The 24,072-nt window shown below is 68.7% G+C and carries 16 protein-coding genes; 7 read left to right on the top strand and 9 right to left on the bottom strand.

Features of this window, described 5'->3' with window-relative positions:
* Window positions 1-3 precede the first annotated feature (3 nt).
* A complete protein-coding gene (locus D7W81_RS12075; protein ID WP_120555510.1) occupies window positions 4-1,008 on the top strand; it encodes a hypothetical protein in 1,005 nt (334 codons plus the stop codon).
* Window positions 1,009-2,045: 1,037 nt separating this feature from the next.
* Here the strand turns inward: D7W81_RS12075 and D7W81_RS41925 are convergent.
* Window positions 2,046-2,414, bottom strand: a complete 369-nt coding sequence (locus D7W81_RS41925; protein ID WP_147445445.1) for a hypothetical protein — start codon at window positions 2,412-2,414, stop codon at window positions 2,046-2,048.
* Between the two features lie 234 nt (window positions 2,415-2,648).
* Between D7W81_RS41925 and D7W81_RS12065 the strand changes: the two genes are divergently transcribed.
* Both D7W81_RS12065 and D7W81_RS41920 read left to right on the top strand, forming a co-directional pair.
* Window positions 2,649-9,545 (top strand): RHS repeat-associated core domain-containing protein, encoded by a 6,897-nt coding sequence (locus tag D7W81_RS12065; RefSeq protein WP_120555508.1) that lies wholly within the window; start codon window positions 2,649-2,651, stop codon window positions 9,543-9,545.
* 79 nt (window positions 9,546-9,624) lie between these two features.
* On the top strand, window positions 9,625-9,891 hold the full coding sequence (locus tag D7W81_RS41920; protein WP_147445444.1) for a hypothetical protein: 267 nt from the start codon (window positions 9,625-9,627) through the stop codon (window positions 9,889-9,891).
* A gap of 144 nt (window positions 9,892-10,035) precedes the next feature.
* Here the strand turns inward: D7W81_RS41920 and aat are convergent, their stop codons facing one another.
* Entirely contained in the window at window positions 10,036-10,722 is a 687-nt protein-coding gene (aat, locus tag D7W81_RS12055) for a leucyl/phenylalanyl-tRNA--protein transferase (protein WP_120555506.1), read from the bottom strand.
* Between the two features lie 14 nt (window positions 10,723-10,736).
* The gene (locus D7W81_RS12050) at window positions 10,737-11,579 is read right to left on the bottom strand and encodes an LEA/WHy family protein (RefSeq protein ID WP_120555505.1); all 843 of its coding nucleotides are present in this window, start codon (window positions 11,577-11,579) and stop codon (window positions 10,737-10,739) included.
* A gap of 56 nt (window positions 11,580-11,635) precedes the next feature.
* On the opposite strand from D7W81_RS12050, the gene D7W81_RS12045 reads away from it, so the two are divergent.
* From D7W81_RS12045 to D7W81_RS12030, 4 genes are all read left to right on the top strand, one after another.
* Window positions 11,636-12,280: a hypothetical protein gene (locus tag D7W81_RS12045; RefSeq protein WP_120555504.1), complete on the top strand. Its 645-nt coding sequence runs from the start codon at window positions 11,636-11,638 to the stop codon at window positions 12,278-12,280.
* Between the two features lie 9 nt (window positions 12,281-12,289).
* A complete protein-coding gene (locus tag D7W81_RS12040) occupies window positions 12,290-12,778 on the top strand; it encodes a hemerythrin domain-containing protein (RefSeq protein ID WP_120555503.1) in 489 nt (162 codons plus the stop codon).
* A gap of 290 nt (window positions 12,779-13,068) precedes the next feature.
* Window positions 13,069-14,706 carry a hypothetical protein gene (locus tag D7W81_RS12035; RefSeq protein ID WP_120555502.1) on the top strand — a complete coding sequence of 546 codons (1,638 nt, stop codon included), beginning with the start codon at window positions 13,069-13,071 and terminating at the stop codon, window positions 14,704-14,706.
* 62 nt (window positions 14,707-14,768) lie between these two features.
* On the top strand, window positions 14,769-15,542 hold the full coding sequence (locus D7W81_RS12030) for a hypothetical protein (protein WP_147445443.1): 774 nt from the start codon (window positions 14,769-14,771) through the stop codon (window positions 15,540-15,542).
* 8 nt (window positions 15,543-15,550) lie between these two features.
* Here D7W81_RS12030 and D7W81_RS12025 read toward each other — a convergent pair whose 3' ends face one another.
* The 6 genes from D7W81_RS12025 to D7W81_RS12000 form a co-directional block, all read right to left on the bottom strand.
* Window positions 15,551-16,273: a laminin G domain-containing protein gene (locus tag D7W81_RS12025; RefSeq protein WP_158621562.1), complete on the bottom strand. Its 723-nt coding sequence runs from the start codon at window positions 16,271-16,273 to the stop codon at window positions 15,551-15,553.
* A gap of 44 nt (window positions 16,274-16,317) precedes the next feature.
* Window positions 16,318-18,225, bottom strand: coding sequence for a tetratricopeptide repeat protein (locus tag D7W81_RS12020; RefSeq protein WP_120555499.1), 1,908 nt, complete (start codon window positions 18,223-18,225; stop codon window positions 16,318-16,320).
* Window positions 18,225-18,863 carry a hypothetical protein gene (locus D7W81_RS12015; protein WP_120555498.1) on the bottom strand — a complete coding sequence of 213 codons (639 nt, stop codon included), beginning with the start codon at window positions 18,861-18,863 and terminating at the stop codon, window positions 18,225-18,227. The genes D7W81_RS12020 and D7W81_RS12015 overlap by 1 nt, the downstream gene beginning before the upstream one ends.
* Window positions 18,860-19,357 carry a hypothetical protein gene (locus D7W81_RS12010; RefSeq protein WP_244227154.1) on the bottom strand — a complete coding sequence of 166 codons (498 nt, stop codon included), beginning with the start codon at window positions 19,355-19,357 and terminating at the stop codon, window positions 18,860-18,862. The genes D7W81_RS12015 and D7W81_RS12010 overlap by 4 nt, the downstream gene beginning before the upstream one ends.
* The gene (gene bamD, locus D7W81_RS12005; RefSeq protein WP_120555496.1) at window positions 19,354-22,626 is read right to left on the bottom strand and encodes an outer membrane protein assembly factor BamD; all 3,273 of its coding nucleotides are present in this window, start codon (window positions 22,624-22,626) and stop codon (window positions 19,354-19,356) included. Before bamD ends, D7W81_RS12010 begins: the two co-directional genes overlap by 4 nt.
* The coding region (locus D7W81_RS12000) for a hypothetical protein (RefSeq protein ID WP_120555523.1) at window positions 22,623-24,072 on the bottom strand (1,450 nt) is incomplete at its 5' end. The genes bamD and D7W81_RS12000, both read right to left, overlap by 4 nt.

Here is a 24,072-nt window from a genome sequence, read left to right as displayed (position 1 = left end):
GGAATGACGAACGGAGTGAAGCGCGCGGGACTCGCGCTGGTGCTGGCGCTGACGGTGGGGCCGGGTACCGCGTGGGCGCAGGTGGATGAGGATGACGGCTCGGCGGTGGTGGTGGACCTGCCGGAGATGGACCGGGGCTGCCCGGTGAAGCCGGAGTTCCTGCCGATGACGCCCATGGGGCAGGTGGGCATCGACCGGCTGGGCTGGCTGGTGCACCAGGCCATCATCCCGTCCTCGAAGGACAAGTTCTTCCTGGCGGGGGCGCGCAGCCGCTCCGGCGTGAAGCCGGTGCCCATGGACCAGGCGAAGAAGCTGGGCGCGCTGGACACGGCGAAGGCGCCCATCTGGGTGTTCGGCAAGGAGAAGTCGAAGGCGTGCAAGGGGACGCCCATCGCGTACTGGGCGGTGCGGATGGGGACGGACGACGACCGCCAGACGTACCTGATGGCGGAGCTGGCGATGGAGTGCGAGGTCCTGCCGCCCGGGCGGCTCGCGGGCACGCCCATCGCGCTCCGGCAGAAGGACGAGCCGACGGGCTGCGTGTTGCGCCGGCCCAACCGGACCCTGATTGGCAAGGAGTCGGACGGCATTCCGCCGGACTACGCGGAGCACATCCCGCCGCAGGACTGCGCGGCGCCGGAGTGCGCGCGGCTGTGGGAGTACTTCGGCGTAACGGGCGAAGAGGGCGAGGGCGCGTTCGACCTGACGGTGTCCTATCTGCACAAGAACGGCAGCAACCCGTGCAACTGGGCCACGGACGACCTGTCCATGTTGTTCGTGCGGGGGCGGGAGAGCACGGCGCTGACGCCGCTCAAGCCGGGAGGCCAGCTCTTCGGAGGCCTCTGGGACTTCAGCGGTCCGCGCTTCATCCTGAGCCGGGAGATGGGCGTGCTCTACGCGTACGACTACCAGAAGCTCAAGGCCGCCCCGAAGGCCGTGCGCTATGGGAGTCCCACGGAAGAGGACCTCATCCACGCGAAGCGCTCGCTGTCTCCGTGCAAGAAATAGCGCTCAGGCAGGCATTGGGGCGGATTTGCTTTCTTGGGCGAAATGCTCAATAAGCGGTGCCGTCGTTGTTGGGACCATGTCCGCCTGAATTCAGTGCTCCCCCAGGCGGACTCACGAACGCACTTGGTGTGCTTCGAGCAGCCCTATTAGGGCTGTGCCAGCCCGTGGGCTGTCGAGGGGAGCGTATTCATGCAGTGGCTTGGGTTGTTCCGCGCGTGCGCAAGAACCGCACGTGCGTTGTCCGTGTTGTTCCTCATGGCCGTCCTGGCTGGAGCGACGTCCGCTTCCGCCAGCCCATGCAGTGCGAGCGACACGTCACCCCATACATGCTCACAAGGGGCCTGTCAGGGCGTCGCGTATTGCGAAGGAACCCGACTGGGTGAGTGCACGCCCACGGGCGTCTCGATTTTCAGCTGCAACGTCTGTGGCCGCACGGGCTACAGGACCTGTACGGACTTCACGATGGACGCCCTGTCCTGCACGGCCTTCCAGAGTGAGCTCTGCAACGCCTGTGACGATGACGGCGACGGGCTGGTGGATGAGGGGCTCACCGGAGCGCCCTGTACGATGCCCAATGGCTGCTCGGGCGTCAGGGCCTGTACCGCCTCCGGTCCCACCTGCGTCCTGGCTCCGGACAGTCGCAAGGCTTGTGACACCTGTGGCACCGGAGGGAGCGCGGTCTGTCGGATGGATGGGTCGTTTGGCCCCTGCCAACCCTCAACCGCGACGCGAGAACTGCCATGCAATGACTGCGACGACGACCGTGATGGCGTCGGGGATGGGAATGCCAGCACCCCAGAGACTTGTAACGGCCTGGATGACGACTGCGACCGTTACATCGACGAAGGCTCCTTGGGGCAGGAAGGCGGGGCCTGTGGTCTGAGCGCGAGCGCCTGTTGCGCCGCGACCTGTACGTCGCTGGGGAAAAACTGCGGAAGCGTCTCGGACGGGTGTGGGGGAACGCTGAACTGCGGCTCCTGTCAGGGTGGACAGGTCTGCGGAGGGGGAGGCGTAGCCAACGTCTGCGCGACCTGCTCCTACGTCCCGAAGGAAACCGCCTGCGCGGGGAAGAACTGCGGAACGGTCTCGGATGGCTGCGCCGGCTTCCACACCTGCGGCTCCGGAACCTGCACCAGCCCCCAGTCCTGTGGCGGCGGTGGCGCGGCCAACGTGTGTGGATGCACGCCCAATTCCCAGACCCTGGCCTGCGCGGGGAAGAACTGCGGCACGGTGCCCAATGGCTGCGGCGGCTTCCACATCTGCGGGACTGGAACCTGCACCAGCCCCCAGTCCTGTGGCGGCGGTGGCACGGCCAACGTGTGTGGATGCAACCCCATCCCCCAGGCCACGGCCTGCGCGGGGAAGAACTGCGGCACGGTGCCCAATGGCTGTGGTGGCACGTACACCTGCGGAAGCGCCTGCGCGAGCCCAAAGAGTTGTGGAGGGGGCGGAACGCCCAACGTGTGTGGCTGCACGCCAGATCCGGTCTACGAGGCCTGCGGTGACCGCGAGTGCGGCAGTGTCCCGAATGGCTGTGGCGGCGTGGCGAGCTGCGGGACCTGTGGCACGGGGTCGACCTGCAAGTTCGGTATCTGCCAGACGAACGGTGGTGGCTTCAGCTCGAAGGAGGGGGACAAGTAATGGACACGCAGATCAAGAATGCACCGCCGAATCGCTTCAAGCAGCTCCTCTCCACGTCGGTCCTGTCCCTCTACGTCGTGCAGTTGATGGGAAGCTGCGGCCCTGTTGCGGCGCCGGACGACGCGCGCGCGTTGGCGAAGGCGTCAGCCCAGCTGAATGGGGCAACGAGCCTGACGTTGCCCGCGTCGACGGTCCTGCCCACGGAAACCGTGAACGGCGTCGCCACGGGACTGACCCTGGGACGCCTCGACGTCAGCCTGGATGGCGCCGCGACCTACGCCCTGCCCCTGTGGGTTCCTCCAGGGCGGGCGGGCATCCAGCCGTCGCTGACGCTGTCCTACAACAGCCGGGGCGGCAATGGCCTGATGGGCATGGGCTGGTCGGTGAGCGGCTTCTCCGGCATCACGCGCTGCAATCCCTCGCTGGACGGGGCAGGGAAGCGCCTGCCCATCCAGTTCACCCAGGCGGATGACCTCTGCCTGGACGGGGCGCGGCTGGTGCTCATCACCGGGACCGCGGGCGCTGTCGGCGCGCGCTACCGCACGGAGATCGACACCTTCTCCCAGGTGACGGTCCTCGACGCGGACGCGAACGGCCCCAAGCAGTTCGAGGTCCGCACCCGCGACGGACGGATCCTCACCTACGGCGGTTACGGAGGGGCCGCGGAAGGCTCCGTGGTGGAGGGCCCGCGGGTGATTGTCTCGGCCGTTCCCCCGTCATCGGTTTCCGCGACCTACACCGGGGCGCCTCGCGTCCGTTTGGCCTGGTCCATCTCGAAGGTCGAGGACCGCAGCGGCAACTTCATGCGCGTGCTCTACACCCGCACGGAGACGGGTGCCGCCGTCGAACAGGTGCCCTCCGCCATCGAATACACGGGCTCGACGGCCACCGTTCCCCAGCTCCAGCCGCTCCGGCGCGTCACCTTCCATTACGAAGCGCGGCCGGACTCGGATTTCCATTATGTCGCGGGCCTGAAGCTGAGGTCCTCACAGCGGCTGTTCAAGATCTCCATGGCGGCCCCAGTGGATTCCCAGGGCACGGTCATCGAACGGCTCCGCGACTACATCTTCACCTACCGCAACGACAGCGCTTCGAAGCGAAGCCTGCTGGCCAGCGTCGAGGAGTGCGACGGAAAGGACGTCTGCCGCAGCCCGCTCCAATTCGAGTGGGAGAAGGGCCTCGATCCGAACCCCGACAGGAACTTCGAGAAGATCGACACGGGCATCACGGACGTGGCCGCGAACGGGGTCGTCTACCCGAATGATCCACTCCAGAGCGCCGACTACCTGGGCCTCGACTTCTGGACGCTCCAGCCCCTGGACATCAACGGCGACGGCCGGGACGACATCCTCTACCGGTACACGGGCGCGACGAGCAACGGCGTGCGTCTGCCTCCCGTCTGGAGGTACCGGCTCTCGACCGGCATGGGCTTTGGCCCCGCGCAGGCCGCCGACAACCTCCCCAGGGCCGTGGTGGGGGATTCGCTGGATGAGCTGATCACCGTCGACATGGACATGGATGGAAAGACCGACGTCATCGGCCTGAACCGGACGAACTCCGGCCATCCCACGGCGCCCTGTGACGGGCACTACCAGCTCTACCGCTCCACGGGGTCTGGCTTCGAAGCGAAGTGGACCAGCGGCGAGGAACTCTACGACCTCTGCTACGACTCGGTGCAGGACGTGCCGGCCCCCGTCATGCACGTCGCGGACCTGGACGGTGATGGCCGGCCGGACCTGTTGCGCTCGCGCCAGCCCATCACCTCCGCGAGCATCGCGAACTGGAGCTATCGCCTCAACACCACCACCAATGCCGGGGTGACCTTCACGGAGCCCACCCGCATTGGAGGGGACTTCGCGAGGACCTCGGCGCTCGCCGGCTATGCGACGGACGTGGACGGAGATGGCGCCGTCGATGTGTTGTTGCGGCAGCCTGCTTCCACCACGACGGTGGACGGCTTCGCGCAGTTCTATTCGGCGGTCGAGGTCTCTCCGGCGCCGTGTCCTGGCGGGGCCGCGGGGACGTCGTGTCCGACCCAGACGACCGCAACCCTGTCGGCGCTGCCCTGGGACTACATCCAGCGGCCTCAGGGCCCCTACCACCACCTGCAGCGGTGGTTCCTGGACGTCAACGGCGATGGCCTCCAGGACGTCGTGAGCATGGCGAAGGAGGCGAAGGTCGGCGGCGTGCGCACGCCCCGGGATCTCCTGCTCTCGCTGAACACGGGCGCGGGCTACCTGCCGCCCGAGCACCTCGACATTCCGTTGGGCGCGATGCCCAGCCCCCTCCAGGTCAACGAGGGACGCTACATCGACAACGGGGTCCGCATCCTCGACTACAACATGGACGGCAAGCAGGACATCCTGCTGATGGACTCGTTCATGGACGGCGTCCATCCCAACTCCGTGGCCCGTTCGAAGGTGACGGTCCTCGAGTCCACGGGCAGTGGTTTCGTGCCGCGGACGCTGAACACCATCCCCACGGGAATCACCCCGGGCAATGGCGGCGCCGCCCATCCCCAGTCGCAGCCGGGAACGGGCTTTGGCTACCGCCTGTCGCGCCTGCTGGATATCAACGGCGATGGCTTGACGGACCTGGTGCAGGTCGAGCCGACCGGGCTCCCCAACGTGTTCTCGCTTCAGGTCTACCGCCGCCAGACGGACCGGCCTGACCTGATGAAGGCGGTGCTGGACGCCAATGGCAACCGGACGAAGGTGATCTACAGAGCGTTGACGGACTCCCGTTATGGCACCAGCAGCTACGCGCCGGGGACGTGCACCTACCCCCAGTACTGTGCGCCGTCCGCGCTCCAGGTCGTCGGAATGCTGGAGGCTCCGGATGGCCGGGGGGGAATCCGCTCCGCGCAGTTCGGCTACGCGGACAGCCGCTATTCGCTTCGAGGTCAGGGGTGGCTGGGTTTCGCCTCCAGGACCACCCTCGACAGCGTCACCGGGCAGACATCCACGGTGCAGATGGACAACGCCCGGCAGTCCGGGGCGCTCTATCCGTGGGCGCGCCTGCCCTACCTGGAGACGTCTTCGATTCCCGCGTCCGCCAATGTGATCCTCACGCGGCAGACCACCCGGAAATGGGAGCTGCGGAACGCGCCGGAGAACCGGACGAAGTTCCTGTGTCCGACCCTCGGGTTCTCTGGCGAGTACGACAACCAGCAGGGCCAGCTCCGGGACGTCGTCACCCACCGGGACTGTGATGCCTACGGCAACATCGTGAGCGAAGAGACCTTCGTCGCGAACGATGCCCAGGACATGAACCCGAATCGCCACTGGGTGGAGGTGAGCTACTCGAACTACACGCCCAACTGGACGCTGGGCATGCCCCTGCTCAGGACGGAGACGGACAGCATTCCCGCGGATGCGCGACACCCTGGGGGAGGCATTGCCTCGCGCTCCGTGCGCTACAGCTACTGCACGCAGCACGAGTACCAGGAGGAGGAGACGGAGCAGTGTCCGTGGTCCAACCTGCTGTACAAGGTCGTCGTCGAGCCGAATGCGACGGGGACGGCGGGAGCCGACGTCTGGCTGGCGACGACCGTGGGACGGGATGCGACAGGCCAGGTGACGTCCCAGAAGCAGCGGGTTCGTCAGGGCATCGTCAAGTCCTTCTCCCTGCGCGAGTACGACCCGGCGGAACGCATCTTCCCGGTCGTGGACCAGATCTTCCTGGCCGACGACCTCTCGGCGCCGTCACACCGCATGGAGCGGCTGTATCACCCGGGCCTGGGCGCGCTGGCCATCCAGGAGGACGCCAACGGCGTGCGCGAGGAGTGGCGCTACGACGGGTTGGGCCGGCTGAGGAGGCAGAGCGCTCCGTACCGGGTGGGAAGCCAGGCGGCCGCGTCCGCGGCGCACAAGACCGTGAGCTACGGCAAGGAGCAGTCCTGGACGACGGTCACCGTGAAGCAGGACGGCGGCGGGGAGCACGTCAGCCTGCTGGACCGCTACGAGCGCCTCGTCGAGGAGCGCGAGCGGGCTTCGGACGGGAGCTGGAGCCACGCGACCCGGGAGTACGACGCACTGGGGCGCCTGTGGAAGCAGTCCTTCCCCTATTCCGACCGGGAAACGCCCGCGCTCACTGTCTTCACCTATGACAAGGCGGGACGGCTGTCCCAGCAGGAGGCTGGCGGCATCATCAAGGAGGTTCGCACGTACGAAGGACGCAACGTCCGGCAGCGCAGTGGCGCGACGGAGCGGCGGCTCCTGGTGAATGCCCGGGGGCAGGTGGTGGAAAGCCAGGACTTCAAGACGGTGGGCAACCCCCAGAGCGCCGTCATCACACGCCTGGGCTACGGCCCCTTCGGGGTGGTGGATTCCGTGGAGGATGCCAAGGGCAACCTCACCACGATGGACTACGACGTCCTAGGGCGCCGCACGCGGCTCGTGACGCCGGAGGCCGGTGCATCCGAAACCCGCTACGACGCCCTGGGCGCCGTCCGCGAGCAGACTGATTCCCTGGGGCACGTCACCACCTTCATTCGTGACTTCCTGGGCCGGCCCGAGTCAGTGCAGACGCCGGAGGGCGTCTCGCGCTTCGAATGGGACACCGCTCCCTTCGGCGTGGGAGCCCTGGCCTGGGCGAGGACCGGTCCCTCCGCTGTCTCGAGTCCGACGGATGTGGTGCTGACGTACGGCTACGACGCCCTGGGCCGCTCCCAGTGGGAAACGACGAGCGTGGATGGGGGTGCCAGCACGTACCGGGTCGACCGGGGCTACGACGCCTACGGGCGCATGGCTTCGCTCATCTACCCGCAGGTCGACTCCCAGCTCCGTCTGGGAACGACGCTGGAGTACAACAGCCACAACGGGCAGTTCAGCGCGAGCCGCAACACGGTGACGGGCCAGCTCTACTGGAGCGCCCTGGAGCGCAACGCCGCGGGACAACCGACCCGGGAGCTCCTCGGCAATGGCGTTGCGTCCGTGAGCCGTTATGACAGGGAGGGCCAGCTCCGCTTCATTGAGACGCAGGGCGGCCAGGGCACGCTCCAGAAGCTCGCCTATGTATGGAATACACGGGGACAGCTTTCCCTCCGGAACGACCTGCTGGCCAACGTTCAGGAGAGCTTCTCCTATGACGCCCTGAACCGGTTGACGACGTGGAACGTCAAGACGGCCTGCAATACCTCGACGACAAGCTTCGGCTACGACGACATCGGCAACCTGTTGCTACGCACCGTGTCCCAGCAGGGAGCGGACGCGTTCACCGAGCAGCAGGACTACCGGTATGGCGAAGCAGGCGCCGGGCCCAATGCGATGACAGGGCTGGGCGGAGAGGTGTTCGGGTATGACGACGCCGGCAATCAGCTCTCCTGGGCGGCGCCCAACGGGGATTACCGCCAGGTGACGTACACCTCGTTCAGCCTGCCCAAGGTCCTGGAGTCGGCGCAGGCGGGGCAACTGAATTTCAGCTACGACGCCTTCCAGAAGCGGGTCTTGAAGCTGCGCAACAACGGCGACTCCACGCTCTACGTGTCGGGGCTCTACGAGAAGCGGCAGACGGCGGGGGTTGTCTCGCACGTCTTCCAGATTCCCGGTGCGGGTGGGCCGGTGGCCCAGGTGCAGTGGACGGCGGAAGGCGGCGGTTTCAACGTCGAAACCCTCTACCTCCACGGCGACCACCTGGGTTCCATCGAGACCGTCTCGAACCAAGCGGGAGGCGTGGTCCAGCGGCGGAAGTATCAGCCCTTCGGCGCGCAGGCGAACCCCTCCAATCCGACGCAGCGGGTGCTGGCGACGACGGGCTCCGTCCGCGTGGGCTTCACGGGCCATGAAGACGACGCGGAATCCTCGCTGGTGAACATGGGAGGACGGCTCTACGACCCTCGCGCCGGCCGCTTCCTGTCGGCAGACCCGTTCGTCTCCGCGCCGTTCTCCAGCCAGGGGCACAACCGTTACAGCTACGTCTTCAACAACCCCCTGTCGATGACGGACCCGTCTGGATTCACCGCCGAAGGCATCTCCGGATGCTACGGGTGCGGTGGGCAAGGGGGTGTGGGGCTGGATGTGACCCGTCCGGCAATGGCCATCATCAATTGGGTGGCGGATGCTTTCGTTAGTGCATTCAACGCGGTCGCTGGGTCACTCGCCGGCAGCTCGGATGTGAATGGCACCCTGCACAAGATGGAGGACGTGAGCGATGGGGCCGGTCAAGCCGTCTCCACCATGGCGAACGCCGCTTGGGAGCATGAGGCGAATCGGTCATTTTCAAACCGGTCGATGTGGGCTGCTTATCCAATGTACATGGCAGGCCACGAGACGTTGCGCACAATGGCTGGCGGTGCGAGTGCGGGCTACGCAAAGTGGGGTTTGGCTGGAGCTGGGGCGGGAGCAATTGATACCCAGGTTCCAATCTTCAGTGCGTGGACTGCCTTCTCCAATGCGGATGATGATTGGTATGCCGGAAATTACCGAGGCCTTGGTTTCAATGGCACCATTGGCGCTGTTGCGATGGTTGCTGTTATTGGAAGCCTGGCGGATGGCGGGGGGGTAATTTTTGGAGAACTCAAGCTCGCCTCAAAAACGACGGGGGGGAGGATTTTCGCCTTTGGCAATAAGGCAGGGCCGCGGCCTCCCCGCGTCGGGCGCGACGTGTTCCCCAATGCAGAAGGAGTGATCCCGGGTCAGAGTGGTGCGGACTTGCCTCATGGCGCATCAACATTTGGCGACCCAGCTCAGGCACCGTTGACAGGGCCCTACCATTGCCTGTCGGCCGGTACATGCCTGCCAGATGGGCTCGGCATAAAGGCGGATGGTGTGGATGTGCTCCCGGGAAGTCCCCACCCACCCACGCATTTTACAATCTTTCCTACTAGAGACATGTCTGCTGACGAGTTCAGCAAGCTCTTCTCTGAACTCCCTTGGGAATATGTGGGCAAGAAGTAGTCTCCATTCGGGCTCGGGCCGCAATATTTCTGGCGCTTCCATGGGTTGTCTTGATGCCGTATTGGGCGGAGGAATGAGGATGAATTGGTCTGTCTACGCCGACTTGTCACGCCCACTGACCGAGGCGGAGCGACGGTCTGTCGCTGATGCGCTTGAAGAGGTCGTGCCCGATGGCGGTTGTGTCGGCCTGCAGAAGGAAGGGTGCGACGAGGTGTATTTTCAGCTGGATGATGCCTCGCGCGAGGAAGCGAGCATGACTGCTTCCAGGTTCCTGGATGTCATCCTGGAGAAGGCGGGTGTACAGGCTCGATACGAGATTCAGTTGCAGCCTGTCGTTGGAAGTTGAAGTCTCATGCCGCCAGTTTTGAAGCCAGTCGCCCTGCATGAGCTTGTGTAGCAGTGATTGGTTTCGACGTACTGCTTGCGCGAGGAACTCCACTTCCTCAGTGGAGTTCCTCGCGCCACGAAGTGTCTCGCTTATCAGTGACGCCTACTCCGTCCACGCTCCCCGCCGCGTGGGCTCCTGCAACGCCTGCTCAAGCGCCGCGAGGAAGCGCTTGCGCGGCCAGGACTCCGCGCCGAAGCGCTCCAGGTGCTCCGTCTCCACCTGGCAGTCGATGAGCTGGAAGCCCCAGCCCTTGAATCGCTCCACCGCCGTGGCGAACGCGACCTTCGACGCGTCCGGTGCCAGCGCGAACATGCTCTCCCCGAAGTACGCCGCGCCCAGGGACACGCCGTACAGCCCGCCCACCAGCACCTCGCCGTCCCACGCCTCCACGGAGTGCGCCAGCCCCAGCTCGTGCAGCCGGATGTACGCCTGCTTCATGGCGTCGGTAATCCAGGTGCCGTCCTGTCCCGGCCGGTGCACGCGCGAGCACGCGTCGATGACCTTCGCGAACACCGTGTCGTAGCGCACCGTGTACGTGCCCCGGTTCATCACCTTGCGCAGGGAACGCCCCACGTGGACCTTCTCCGGCTCCAGCACGAAGCGCGGGTCGGGCGAGTGCCACAGGATGGGCTGCCCCTCGCTGTACCAGGGGAAGATGCCCTGCGCGTAGGCCGCCACCAGCCGCTCCGGGCGCAGGTCGCCACCCACCGCGAGCAGGCCGCTCTTGTCCGCCTTGGCAGGCGGGGGAAACAGCTCCGGCTCGTCGTCGCTCAGCAGGTAGATGGGCACGCGTGCGCCCCAGTCTAGCGGGACACGTTGAGCTTCACGTCACCCTTGAGGAAGTAGGGCACCTGCAGCATGGGGCCCTTCACATCGCCCTTCACGCTGTAGGGCAGGACGCCCTTGGAGATGAGCGCCTTGACGCCCGGGCCCCAGGACTGCGCCGTCACCGCGACCTCCACCGGGTACACGCCCGTGGCGGACGCGTCCACCGTATCCGCCTGGGCGGCGGTGCCCTCCTCCAGGGGGCGGTCCGCGATGCTGACCTGGTAGGTCAGCGAGTCCAGCCGCAGCGGGAACGGGTTCGGGTTGCGCACGCCCAGCCGCAGGTTGATCTGCACCTCCTCCGGCGAATAGCGGGCGGCGTCCAGGCTCTCCACGATGATCTCCGGCAGCCGGGGCACGCGCACGGCGCGGCTGGCGGCGAACGGGAGGGTGTCCTCGCTGTCGCCGGAGCGCACCACCAGCGTGCCGCGCAGCGCGATGAGCACCGTGCCTCCCTGGGCGCTCAGGCGGGCCAGGTCGTCCGGACCCTTCACGTAGGCGGATTTCTCCTCGATGGAGAAGTCCGCGGGCGTGCCCGGAGCGAACGGCACCCCCAGCTTCACGGAGCCCGTCTTCACCACCTGCCCGTCGGCGACGAGCTCGTAGTCGGCGCGCTCCACGACGCCGGTGGCGGTGCCGGTGATTTGTCCGGTGTAGCGCACGGAGGCGTCCGTGAGCCCCTGGGAGACCACGGCCGTCTCCTGGGCCGTCAGGGCGGGGGGGCCTCCGGAGCGGACCGGAGCGGAGGCACACCCGGAGGAAAAGGCGAACAGCGCGGACACCAGGGCCATCAGGCAGGTCGAGCGATTCACGGAGGACATTCTGGGGAGGGCGGGGGCTGGTCCCAAGGGGTTTTCCGCTAGACTGTCCACCAACCGTGGCTCCCCGACGTCCCAACTTCAACCGGACCCTGCGCTCCCTCATCCGGGACATCGCCGCCCGCATGCCCGAGTTCAGCCACGTGAAGGTGGGCCGCATCCTCGTGGTCGCCGGGGAGGCCCGCCGGGCATCGCGCGGCACGGTGAAGCCCCTGTGTTTCAAGGGGGGGAAGAGCATCGACAAGGCGGGGCGGCGCAAGCCGGTGGTGCGCATCCGGGGCCGCCGCATCCTGTACTGCATCACGCTGCGTCCGCTCTTCTTCCGGGGCTCCACCGCGAAGTCGCGGCTGGAGACGCTCCTGCACGAGCTCTTCCACATCTCGCTGCGCTTTGACGGCACGCTGCACGCGGGCCGCCGCCACGCGAAGCTGGGCGCGGAGTTCGGGCGCCGCCTGCGGCCGTTGGTGCGGCGCTACCTGAAGCTGTGCCCGGAGGCGCTGCTCGCGGACCTGGCGTATTCCGGCGAGGTGCGGGTGCTCCAGTGGTTGGAGCGTCCAGGCCCGGCCTACCACCCGCGCGCGTCGCACCGCCGCGTGCGCAAGGTCTACACGGAGGAGCAGCTCTACTCCGGCGTGGCCCGCATGGTGACGCCGCGTCCCCGCGTGGCCCGCGAGGCCCACGTGCGCGACGACAAGGTGCACTGAAGGGCGTTGATGGCCGCGCCCACCGACTTCGTCAGCCTGGGGGCGCTCCACCGCGACCTGGAGGAGCTGTTCCTCCTGCACCAGGAGTCGCTGATGGGCATGGACCTGCCCGCCGCCCGTGAACGCCTGACGCGCTACCGCGAGGAGCTGACGCGGCACCTGGAGGCGGAGGAGGCGCTGCTGCTACCGGAGCTGCCCCGGGCCGGGAGGATTCGCGGGGCCGCGCCGGAGCTCTTCACCGGGGAGCACCAGCGCATGCGGGAGCTGCTGGTGAAGTGCCAGGACGCGGTGGACGCGCTGGACGCGAGCGCCCCGGACTACCGCCGCGCGGTGCTGCGCGTGTTCGACATGGAGAGCACGTTCAAGCACCTGGAGCACCACCACTCGTTGCGCGAGGAGACGTACCTGTTCCCCGCGCTGGATGGAGTGCTGGGCGAGGAGGAGCGGCGGGCCCTGCTGGCCGCGTTCCTCGCACGCACGGAGCCTCCTTCGCGCTGAGTCCCGGAATTCCATGCGGCCTCCTGCCCGGTGCGGTTCCAACTGGTCCGACAGTCGGACCAGTTCGGACGGTCCGCCTCGGACGGGCAGTCCCCAGCAGGGTTCTCACCTTCTCATCCGTGGGGACGGGCTTCGGGTCCGAAGGCTTGAAGCCAGGGAGCCCACCGGAGGGCGGGCAGGCAGGGAGGCCTTGGTCTGCTCGGCTCTGCCCGGGCTTGAGGCGTGCGTGCTGTCTTCTCGCTCGCATCCGGCTCCACGTGGGGCGCTGGCTCGAACGAGGTTTCCTCCTGGTGGGACGCGGCGTCTGGGTGTGGTGCTGGGCGTTCATGATGCTGGCGCTCGCGGGCTGCGACCCGGGTGCGGAGCTGACGCCCTGTGCCGTCGACTGTGAGGGCGCGGCCTGCGCGGCGTGTGTCACGTCCCTGCCCGAGGAGGCCGTCCGGCCCGCGCTCGCGTGTAATCAGCTCCCCGCGCCGTCACGGTGCCTGGGGCCTCGGGTGCTGGAGCGCTGCGAAGGTGGCGCCGTGCACCGGGAGGACTGCGCGGAGGACACCACCTGTGTCGAATCGCCCGAGGTCGCCTGTGTCGTGGGCACCGCGTGCGTGGACGGCGTTTCGCGGTGCACGGAGTCTCGCACCTTGCAGGTGTGCACGAACGGCCGGTGGGGCGCGCGTGGCTGTGACGTGGCCTGTGAAGCCGCGCCGGGCCGGGGCTTCTGCGGAGCACCCGGGCCCACGCTGAGCGGCACGGTGCGCTACGCGCGCCGCTTCCCGGATCCAGAGTTCCGCGCATGGGCTTCGGACCTGGAGCCCGTGCCTGCCCGTGGGTTCCTCATCGTGTCGTTCCAGGGCACGAAGGTGCTGGACTCGCAGGTGACGGATGACGTCGGCCGCTTCACGCTGAAGGTGTCGTCCGCCGTGGGTGAGGACGACCGCATCGTCGTGTACGCGGCCGGGCGTGGACGCGATGGCGCCGTGGCCTACGCGGTGGCGGATCCCGGACTGCCGGGTGAGCAATCCGTGGCGACGGTGCCGGGTGAAGCGGCCCGCATCTGGAGCTGGTCGCGCACGCCGCGCGAGCTGTCCGAGCAACCCCTGTTCACCCTCACCGAGTCCGAAGGCTCGGGCGCGGCGGCGGTGTTCGACGTGCTGGGCACGGCGTGGCGCCGGATGCGTGAGCGCTATGGCGGACGCGATGGATTGCCCGTGGTGGCGTGGCTGGGCTTCGGGACGACCTGGACCTGCGGCGGGTGCTTCGCGCCGTGGCCGGTGACGGCGGTGGGCCGGCGCTGGGAGTCGCAGGTGTGGCTGCCCGGGGACGCGGACGCGGCGTGGTGGTCGGACGCGATGGTGATGCACGAATTGGGGCACTGGGTGATGGCCAGCCGTGGCACCAGTCCGGAGGAGGGCGGTCCGCACTACGTGGGCGTGCCCACCTTCCCGGGACAGGCGTGGAGCGAGGGCTGGGCCACATGGTTCAGCGCCGACGCGCGCCGCAGCCCCCGCTACTTCGACCGGCAGGGCGGGACGATGTTCTGGGTGGACCTGTCCGCGCGAGCCTCCTCGGTGAGTCCCTGGACGCGGCCCCACGCGGAAGCCGGGCTGCTCCAGACCGTGGACGAGAACGAGGTGGCCGCCATCCTCTACCGCGCCTCCACCGGCACACCGTCCAGCCAGCCCCTCTACGACGCGCTCTCCGTGCCCGCGATGAACCGTTCGCCCTGGGCCCGTGGCTACACGCGGCACACCTGGAAGCGGGATGAGAAGGGCGCGCTCACGGAGGTGCTGGACACGGGCAAGCCGTCACCCTGCCTCGCGGACTTCCTGGACGCGCTGATGTGCCAGGGCTTCCCGCGCACCCTGGTGGACGCGGCCACCGAGCCCGCCACCGCCTTCCCGTACCCCAGCCACGAGCCTCTGTGCCCATGAAGCTTCCCCGTTCGATGCCGCGAAGCCGGCGGTCCGCGACCCTGAATGTCCTGCGTCCCCTGATGCGGAAACGCGTCGCGGGGGCCGTGCTGGCGCTGGCGCTGGTCGGAGCACTCTCGGCCGGCATGGCATCCGGCATGGACCGCGTGCGGCGCAAGAAGCCGTCGCGCGTTTCAGAGCCACCGCCCCAGGCGAAGGAGAAGCCCGTCCACGCCTCGTCTCCGACGCTCCTCGCTTCCGCGCGGTCGGTGGCGCTTCCCTCGCACGGGATGGATTCATGGGACCTGCCGTCACGCGAGCGGCAAGGCTCCCGGCCCGTCCTGGTCAAGACGCGCGCACCCGGTGCGGCGGCTGCCACTGCCTCCACCTTGCTCCCGCGAACTCCGGAGGAGGGCGCCACCGCAACGGACACCCCGGCGCCACGTCCCACGATGCTCCCCGCCACGGCGCGCATCCCCGCGCCCCTGCACGTCTCCTGGCGGGTGGTGGACGCCAGCGCGGACACGGTGCGGCTCGTCGCGCGGCTGGACCGGAGCCCGGGCTTCACCGCGCCCGTGCAGGTCTCCCTGCACGTGCCGTCGCGGACGGTCCTGCGGGAGGGCCCCACGTCGCCCATCGTCCTGGACGGGGACACGCGGGAGGTCCCCTGGACCCTGGGCCTGACCGCGGGCCCGGTCCCCGATGACGACCTCGTGTTGCTGGCGAGCGCCGGAGGCGAATCCTTCGGCGTCCACGCGGAGGCGCGCTACCGCTTCGGCCGGACGCTCGCGGAGTCACCCCGGCCCACGCCCACGGGGCCTCCGCTGCCGGACGCCCTCATGCGCTCCCGCGAGTAGCGCCGGGCTCAATCCAGGTTGAAGTACACGTCGTCGATGGCGCCGTGGAACTGGTCGTTGTTGTTCCCCGCGCTCTTCGCCCCGATGCCGACGGACTGGCCCGCGGGGTTGATGTCGTAGGTGCTGGCGAGCAGCGCGCTGCCCCGGGCCACGTTGTCGATGAGGATGGTCAACGTGGTGCTCGTGCGCTGACACGTCACCTTGTGCCAGGTGCCGTCCGCGATGCCCACGGACGCCTTGACGATGACGGCCTCCGCGCCGCCGGTGGTTCGCACCACGCAGCTGGGCTTGCCCGTCACCGCGTCGTCCAGCTGCAGCTTCCACTGGGCCGTGGAGGAGAGCCCCTTCTGCACCAGGTTGGAGCCGTGGTCCGTGCTCAGCTCCGCGAGCGTCACGCGAACGCGGGCCCCGAAGGAGAACAGCGCCGTGCCCGGGTTGAGTGACGCCGAGTCCGCCGCGCTGATGAACGCCTTCGCGCACGTCGTACCAACGCAGACGCCGGGGAAGCGCACGCCCTGGCCCTCGTAGCCCGCCGTCTCCACCGTGACGGCGCCGCCGTTGCTGGCCTGCGCGGTGCCCGTGTGGCCCTTGCCGCTGTCGTCCACCACGGTGGTCACCGGGTTGGACACCGACTCGAACTTGTAACGCAGCTTCTGGCTCACCGCGCCGGCCGTCACCGGCCCCAGCAACAACACCGCTGCCAGTCCCACGCGCATCGGATGGTTTCGCATGATGATCATCCCCCGCGCGGAGGAGGCCTCCGCGCAACGCCTGACTAAGGCACGTCCACGGCCAGCTTCTTGAGCGCGGACTTCGCGTCCGCGTGGTCCGGTTGCAGCTTCACCGCGGCCTCGTACTCCTTCTTCGCCTCGGGCTTGCGGTTGGTGGCCTCCAGCAGCTGCGCGAGCGCGAAGTGCGGCTCTCCAGCGCTCGTGTCCACCTGCGCCGAACCCCGGAAGGCCTTCTCCGCCTCCGGCAGCTTGCCCTGCCGGTACAGCGTGTGCCCCAGGTACAGGAGCCCCAGCGAGTTGCGCGGCTCCACCGCCAGCACGTCGCTCAGCACCTGCAGCGCCTTGGTTTCGTCCCCGCCGCGCAGGTACAGGAAGCCCAGCTCCGCGCGGGCCTCCAGCTGCGCGGGGTCCTTCGCCACCACCGCCTCCAGCTCCGGCACCGCCAGCTCCGGCCGGCCGCGCCGCGAGTGCAGGATGCCCAGCCGCGCCAGCGCCGCCGTGTCCGCCTCCTCGCCTTGCGCGGGCGTCAGCAGCTTCTCCGCCGCCGCGTAGTCGCCCATCGCGAGCAGCAGGTCCGCCAGGCCCAGCTTCGCCGCGCGGTGCTTCGGGTCCTCCTGGAGGACGGCCTCGTAGAGGGGCCGCGCCTGGGCGCCCACGTGCTTCTTCGCGTACGCCTCCGCCAGCATCAGCCGGTTCTCCACCGTGGGCTGGAGCTTCACGCAGGCCGAGTACTGCGCGATGGCGCCGTCCAGGTCGCCCTTGGCCTTGAGCGCGTCGCCGTAGCCCGTGCGCACGCCGGGCTCGTCCGGGAAGGTCTCCACCGCCGTCTTCAGCGTGGCCACCGCGTCGTCCACCTTGCCCAATTCCAGATATGCGCGCGCCAGGCCCTGGTAGGCCTCCGTCGTCTTCTTGCCGTCGTCGGCGCTCTTCTCGATGGCCTTCTGGAACGCGGACACCGCCTGCGTCTTCTTACCCTGCGCCAGGTACAGCTGACCCAGCTGCGTGTACGGGCCGCTCGCGCGGCGAGGCTCCAGGAGCAGCGCCTTCTCGAAGGCCTTCGTCGCCCGGGCGTTCTCCCCCAGCTGGAAGCACGCGAGCCCCAGGTTGAAGTGCGCCTCCGCGTACTTCGGATCCAACGCGATGGCCTTCTGGAACGCCTCCGCAGCCTTGCGCGCGTTGCCCTGGCCGTCCAGCACCACGCCCAGGTTGTTCTGCGCGCGCGCGTGCTTCGGGTCCGCCTTGAGCGCGGCCTGGTACTCCGCGAACGCGCCCGTGACGTCGTTCTCCCGCATCAGCACGACGCCCAGGTTGTAGTGCGCCTCCGCGTCGTTGTCCTTCTGGCGGATGGCCTCGCGCAGCGTCTCCTTGGCTTCGGCGGTCAGCCCCTTCTCCGCCAGCGCCTTGCCCAGGTTCACCCGCGCCACCTGGAGCGCGCCGTCCAGCTTCAGCGCTTCCCGGTACGCCTCGATGGCGTCGTCCGTGCGGTTGGCGCGCTGGAGCACCTCGCCCAGGTTGAAGCGCAGCTCCGCGTCCTTGGGCGCCAGCTCCGTCGCCACCGAGTACTGGGTAATCGCCTCGTCCGTGTCGTCCTGGATGCGCGCCAAGAGGCCGCGCTCCGAGCGCAACGTGGCCTCCTCCGGGAAGGCCGCCAGCGCCGCGTCCAGCACCGCCTTGGCCTTGGGCACGTCACCCGACAGCCGCAGCGCGCGTGCGAGCGCCACCTTCGCGGGCACGCCGTCCGGGGTGAGCCCCACGAGCTTCGTCAGCGGGGCCACCGCGCGGCGCGCCTGGTTCTGCGACAGGAAGGCCGTGCCCAGCTTGTAGAGCGCGTCCGGGTCGTCCGGGAGCTTGTCCGCGCGCGGGGCGCTGGCGGGCTTCTCCGGCGGAGGTGCCTCCGGGGCGGGAGCCTGGGCCGTCAACAGCTGGAGGATGAGGACTCCGGTCTTCGTCATCACAGGTTCTCCACGTACGGGCTGGCGCGCGCGTCGAAGGTCTTCTTGGCGAGGGCGGCCTTCTTCGCCTCCCACGCCTCCTTGGCCGCCTGCGCTTCCTTCGTGTCCCCCCCGAGGTTCGCGCGCTCTTCCTTCACGGCGGCCTCGCACTCGGACACCTGCTCCTCGAAATCCTTCGGCTCCAGGCGCTCACTGCCCTGGACCTTCGCCTTGCGCGCCGCCGTCAGCCGCGCCAGCTCGAAGCGGGCGAAGGCGCAGCGCAGTGCCAGTTGCTCCACCTCGCGCAGGCCCACGTTGAGGCGCTGGTGCGCGCGCAGGTACTCCACGCGGGACTCGGACTCCGCGATGGCCAGCTGCGCCACCTCGCGCGACGACGCGTCCGGGGCGCGGTCCTCCTCGTCCTCGGCGGCCTCCTGGCGGGACTTCGCGCGGCGGATGTTGTCGCGCGCGCGGTTGACCTCGTTGTCCGCCTCGTCCACCCGGTCGATGGCCAGCGCCAGGTCGTTCTCCGCCTCCAGGAGCTCGATGCGCGTCTCGTACGGCAGCTTCTTCACCAGCGCGTCCGGCACGCGCATGCCGTAGCTCGGGCCGCAGGCCGCGGTCAGGAGGGACAGGCTGAGGAGCAGGTGGCGCTTCATGGAGCAGTGGCCTCGAAACGGCTGAAGATGGTGCGGCCGGAGTAGACGTCGGTGCCGTTGGTGAACGTGACGTTGAACTCGCCCGACACCCGGTCTCCGGTGTTTTTCGGAAGGGACTTCACGAAGAGGTTGCCGCGCACGAGCGGCGGGAAGGGGCGCACCGGTTCGTCCAGCACGCTGCGGTCCACGCTGCCCCGCTGCGAGCCGTCCTCCAGCGCCTCCGCCAGGTCGATGTCCAGCGAGCCCGCGTATTCACCGTCCGGCAGCATGTCCGCCACCCGCGCGCTCACCTTCAACACCACGTCCTGTCCGCTGCCCTGCGCGTTGACGAAGCTGACCGCCAGCGTGCCTTCCGCGAGCGCCGCCTCCGTGCGCTGGTAGCGCAGGTCGAGGAGCTCCGTCACGCTGCCCTCCAGCTTGCCGCCCTCCTCACCACACGCGGTGGTGAAGAGCGCGGCCAGCACCGGGGCCATGAGGCGCAAGGGCGCGCTCACTTGCAGGCCTTCCAGCCGGCGTCCACGTCCGGCCCGTTGAGCGTGCCCATGTCCTTGAGCACGGCCAATTCACGCCGCGCGCCGTCCGTGTCGCCGAAGCGGCAGCGCAGCGCGGCCAGGTTGAGGCGGGCCTTGTCGTAGGTGGGGTCCGCCTCCAGCGCCTTGGCATAAGCCGCCCGGGCGCCCATCGCGTCCCCCAGGTTGAGCATGGCCCAGCCCAGCGCCGCGTGCGCGGAGGCGCGCGTGTCCTGAAGCTCCGTCACGCGGCCGAACGTCAGCTGCGCCATGCCGTACTGGTGCGCGTCCAGGTAGCCCATGCCCAGGGCCTCCAGGGCTTCGGCGGTGAGCACCTTCTCCGCCTTCTTGCGCAGGTCCTCCAGCGCCGCGGGCTGCGTGGGGGCGGCCGGCTGCGGCACCGGCAGCGCGGCCACGTCCGTGCGGTTGCGGCAGCCCACCACCGCCGCGTTGAAGACCTCCAGGGACTCCGCGCGGGACAGGCACGCCTTGAAGGCCTCGTCGGAGCGGGCCTTGAGCGGGCCCACCTGCTGCTTCACCGCGTCCTGGAACTGCTTCGTCTCCGCGGCGGACAGCCCGCCGGGCACCGGCGTCTGGTCCACCACGTCCGCGATGTGGCCGTACGCCAGGGCAATCTTCCACAGCGAGGACACGGCCCACTCCGGGTAGCCCAGCGACGCGGCCTGCGTGTACACGCCCTCCATGGCCTGGAGCGCGGCGACCTTCTCCTCCACCTTGTCGGCGGGCAGGTCCTTGTAGCCGCGGTAGAGGATCTCCCCCAGGTACCAGAGCCCCTTGGCCGCCTCTTCCGTCTGGCCGTTGGGGCCCTGCACCGCGGCGGTGAGGGTGGAGATGAGCGCGTCCGGCGGAGCGGTGGGCGCCGTGGTGGCCTGCACCTCCGCGAGCACCGCCGCCGCGGCCACGTTGTTCTTGTCCAGCTTGAGCGCGGTCTCCGCCGCCGTCTTCGCGCGGGCGTAGTCCTTCTGCTTCATGCGCGTCTCGGCGAGCAGGGCCAGCACCTCGCCCTTGCGCGCGCCCGCGGCCTCGGCGGCCGTCTCCAGGTTGCGGGACGCTTCCTTGTACTCACCCAGCGCGAGGCGCAGGCGGGCGCCGGCCATCCAGCCGTCCACCGACGCCAGGTCGCCCGTCAGCTTCTGGCCCACCTGTTCGAACCAGCCCGCCGCCTCGTTGAAGGCCGCCGCTTCCGCCGCGTGCCGGCCCAGCGTCAAGAGCACGTCCGACAGGTACTGGCTCTTGGGGTAGGACTGCGCCAGCTTCGCGCCCAGCTCGCGCTCGCGCGGCAGGTCGCGCTTCTCACGCGCGGCGGTGAACGCGCCGTAGAGCGCCTTCTCGCCGATGTCGCTGTTCTTGTTCTCGTCCGCGACCTTCATCAGGCCTTCGATGACGTCGCCCGTCTCCTGCGCGCTCTGCAGGGCCAGCTCGTCCAGGGCCTCGGCCTTGCTCTGCGTGAGGATCTTCTGCACTTCGCCGCGGAAGTTGGGCGGCAGCGACGACGCCAGGAACTTGCGGCCCGTCTCATCCAGCTTCTTGAAGTCGTTCACCTGCCGCAGGCTGTCCAGGGCCAGGTTGCCCGCCACCGGCGCGTCCTTGTACTGCGGGTGCGCCAGCGCGAACGCGGTGAACAGCTCCGCCGCCTTCGGGTAGTCGCCGTCCTCGTAGTAGGCGCGCGCGATGTTGAACTTCACGTCCAGCACGTGCGGGCTCTGCGGGAAGCGCGACACGTAGTTGGCGCCCAGCAGCTTCAGCGCCTGCCGCGCGTCAGCGACCTCGAAGGCGTTGCGCTTCTGGGCCTCCTCCGGCTTGAGCGTGGAGAAGTGGGCCAGGAGCGCGCCGTACATGGAGGTGTCCACGGCCTTGAGGTCCTTGGCCTTGTCCTCGTAGCGGGCCAGCTCCTCGAACTGGCGCGCGGCGTCCGGGAACTCCTTGGCGGCGAAGAGCGCGTCCGCGCGGTTCTTCATGATGGGCCGCACGTACTGCTCCGGCCGGAAGAGCCCCAGGTACTCGCGGTAGGCGTCCGCGGCCTTCACGTACAGGTCGCGCGAGTCCGCCTTCTGCGCGGCCAGGTGCACCTGCGTGGACAGGTCGCGCGCCATCTCCTCCAGCTCCGCGAGCTGCTTCTTGCGGTCCGCCTCCGCGATCTCCGGGTCGGTCTTGCTCTGCACCGCGGCGCGCACGAGGAAGCGGATGTCCTCGGGCTCCGGCATCACCTTGCCCTTGGCCGCCTTGAGCGAGTCGTACAGCTTCTGCCCGCGCTCCAGGTCCAGCTCCGGGTCCGGCTGCACTTCCATCAGCTTGCGCAGCGCGGGGATTGCCCACTCGTACTGCTGCTTGATGAAGTAGCGGTTGCCCAGCTTGTCCAGCGCGAGCGCGTAAGTGGCGCGGCCTTCGCTGAGCTTCTCGAAGTAGTTGAGCGCGCCCTTGGGGGGCTTGGCCTCCGTGTAGCTGTAGACCAGGTCCAGCAGCGCCTCGCGCTTGACGTTGAGCGCCTTCTTCACGTCCACGCCGGGCAGGGGCGCGCTGGCGGCCGCCGCCTCGAAGAACGTCACGGCCTCCGCGTGCTTGGCCTGGTTCACGCGGATCCAGCCCATCTTGTAGCGGGCCAGGTCGTGCACCGGCGACGGCGGCAGCTCCAGGATGGCCTGGTAGTGCTTCTCCGCTTCGACCAGGTCCGCCTTGTCGAAGAAGTGGTCACCCAGGATCTGCTCGGCTTCCAGGCGCAGCGGGCTGTTGGGGTACTTGCGCGTCAGGTCCCCCAGCGTCTTGAGCATCTCGTCGAACTGGCCCAGCTCGCGCTGCTCGTGCGCCAGGTAGAACGTCACCTGGTCCCCGTCCTTGAAGTCCGGGTACTCGCGCAGCAGGCGGTAGTACATCTGCACCGCCTTCTGCTTCATCAGGCGCGTCTCCGGGGAGACGATGGCACCCGTGGCGCCCTCCGGCCGGGTCTCCGCCTGGAGGTAGTACACGTAGCGGCTCTTCTCGACGTAGAGCTCCGCCAGCCGGAACTGGAGGTCCGGCAGGTAGGGGGCGTTGCGGCTCTTGGAGATGAGCTTCTCCGTCTCGCCGATGGCGCGGTCCACCTTGAAGATGTCGCGCCTCAACTTGGCGACGAGCTCCTCGCGCTCCTTCGCCTTGGACACGATGGGGTTGGTGTTGGGCCCGATGCGGCTGCTGGGGCCAGGGGCCGCGGCCGAGAGCAGCGCGGCGGTGATGAGGCCGGTGAACGGGCCGGTCATGGGGTTTCCTCGATGCAGCGGCTCTCGATGCGGACCCGGTAGGACTTGAGCTCGTCGTTCCAGTATTCGTTGTCGAACTTGAAGGCGACCTGGGCGGGCGACAGCAGCTCTTCCTCTTCCGCCGCCACCACCTGCGCGCCCTTCTTCACGCGCTCGTACAGCTTGAGGCCGACCTCGTACTCCATGAGGCGCACCTGTTCGGCGGCGCGCAGGAGCGTGTCCGCCTCCTGGCGCACGGCCTCCTGCAAGCGGGCGTCGTACACGCGCACGCCTTCCGCGTGGGACAGGTCATACAGCCGCGTCAGGTGCCCGAAGAGCCGGTCGCCGAAGCTGCCGGCGTAGCGGCCCAGGCGCTCGCCCTCCAGCTCCAGCAGGGCCACGAACTTCGCGGCGCGCTGGGTGTTGCCGTGCGCGTTGGCGGCGCGGCGCAGGCGCGCGTCCTGGCTCAGGTCCTCGCGGTTGCGCACGGACTCCAGCGAGTCCGCGTACCGGCGCGTCAGCTCCTTCGCCGCGCGCTTGGCGGGCAGGTAGTGGCACAGGTCGCGGAAGATGAGCGCGCGCAGCAGGTACTTGTCCGGCATGAACTCATCCCGGAAGGACGGCGCGTCCAGCGTGGTGAGGATGCCCAGGGACGCCCGCAGGTCGCCCAGCTTGTAGCGGGTCCACGCCTCCTCCAGGTAGAGGCTGGCGCGGCCGGGATCCAGGTCCGGCAGCTTCACCTTGCCGTACGCGTCCAGCGCGCCGGTGAAGTCCTTCTTCTCGTAGCGCAGGCGGGCCACCGCGAGCGCCGCCTCGTTGCGTGCTTCACGGGTGAGCTTCTCGTCCGCGGACAGGTCGAGGAAGTCCTTCACCATCTGCTCCGGCGGATCCTTCACCTGCTTGAGCCGGGTGACGAGCAGCGCGAACTTCGCGCGGCTCGCTTCGGCGCTGGTCTCCGGCAGCTTGGAGAAGTGCGTGTTCGCCCAGCGCTCGTTGCCCACGCGCAGGTCCACCAGGCCCTGCTGGTAGTGCGCGTACGCGCCCGTCTCATCCGGGAGGAAGCCCAGGTCGAGCGCGCCGAAGACCTGCTCGTCGATCATCACCTCGTCGTGCGGCCGGTCCGTCAGGCCCTTGAGGGCATCCAGCGCGCGTGGCAGCACGTTGGGGTTGGAGCGCTCGCGCGCGATGCGCGCCAGGTACGTCGCGCCCGCGTGGGTGAGTCCCATGTCGATGAGGCTGCGCGCGAGGAAGTACTGGCCCCATGCGTAGTTGTCATCCGTGCGGGGCGTGGCCTGGAGCCACGCGTACAGCGGGCCGGCGGCGGCGCGCGGCTTGCCGGCGAAGTACGCCTTGAGCGCCTTGTCGAAGGTCTCCGGCGGCACCTTCTGCGGCGGGGGCGGAGGCGCTTCCGCGACGGCGGCCTTGGCGCTGTCTCTTATACCCATCTCCGAGCCCACGCGACATGCG

The sequence above is a fragment of the Corallococcus aberystwythensis genome (assembly GCF_003612165.1).
Classification (GTDB): Bacteria; Myxococcota; Myxococcia; order Myxococcales; family Myxococcaceae; genus Corallococcus; species Corallococcus aberystwythensis.
Note: the sequence above shows the minus strand (reverse complement) of the source record. Positions and strands in the feature narration are given on the sequence as shown.

Bases quoted from the DNA above. Each gene is read 5' to 3' on its own strand.
- D7W81_RS12075 (WP_120555510.1), top strand. From the start codon at position 4: ATGACGAACGGAGTGAAGCGCGCGGGACTCGCGCTGGTGCTGGCGCTG.
- D7W81_RS12065 (WP_120555508.1), top strand. From the start codon at position 2,649: ATGGACACGCAGATCAAGAATGCACCGCCGAATCGCTTCAAGCAGCTC.
- D7W81_RS41920 (WP_147445444.1), top strand. From the start codon at position 9,625: ATGAATTGGTCTGTCTACGCCGACTTGTCACGCCCACTGACCGAGGCG.
- D7W81_RS12050 (WP_120555505.1), bottom strand. From the start codon at position 11,579: ATGTCCTCCGTGAATCGCTCGACCTGCCTGATGGCCCTGGTGTCCGCG.
- D7W81_RS12040 (WP_120555503.1), top strand. From the start codon at position 12,290: ATGGCCGCGCCCACCGACTTCGTCAGCCTGGGGGCGCTCCACCGCGAC.
- D7W81_RS12030 (WP_147445443.1), top strand. From the start codon at position 14,769: ATGCGGAAACGCGTCGCGGGGGCCGTGCTGGCGCTGGCGCTGGTCGGA.
- D7W81_RS12025 (WP_158621562.1), bottom strand. From the start codon at position 16,273: ATGCGAAACCATCCGATGCGCGTGGGACTGGCAGCGGTGTTGTTGCTG.
- D7W81_RS12020 (WP_120555499.1), bottom strand. From the start codon at position 18,225: ATGACGAAGACCGGAGTCCTCATCCTCCAGCTGTTGACGGCCCAGGCT.
- D7W81_RS12015 (WP_120555498.1), bottom strand. From the start codon at position 18,863: ATGAAGCGCCACCTGCTCCTCAGCCTGTCCCTCCTGACCGCGGCCTGC.
- bamD (WP_120555496.1), bottom strand. From the start codon at position 22,626: ATGACCGGCCCGTTCACCGGCCTCATCACCGCCGCGCTGCTCTCGGCC.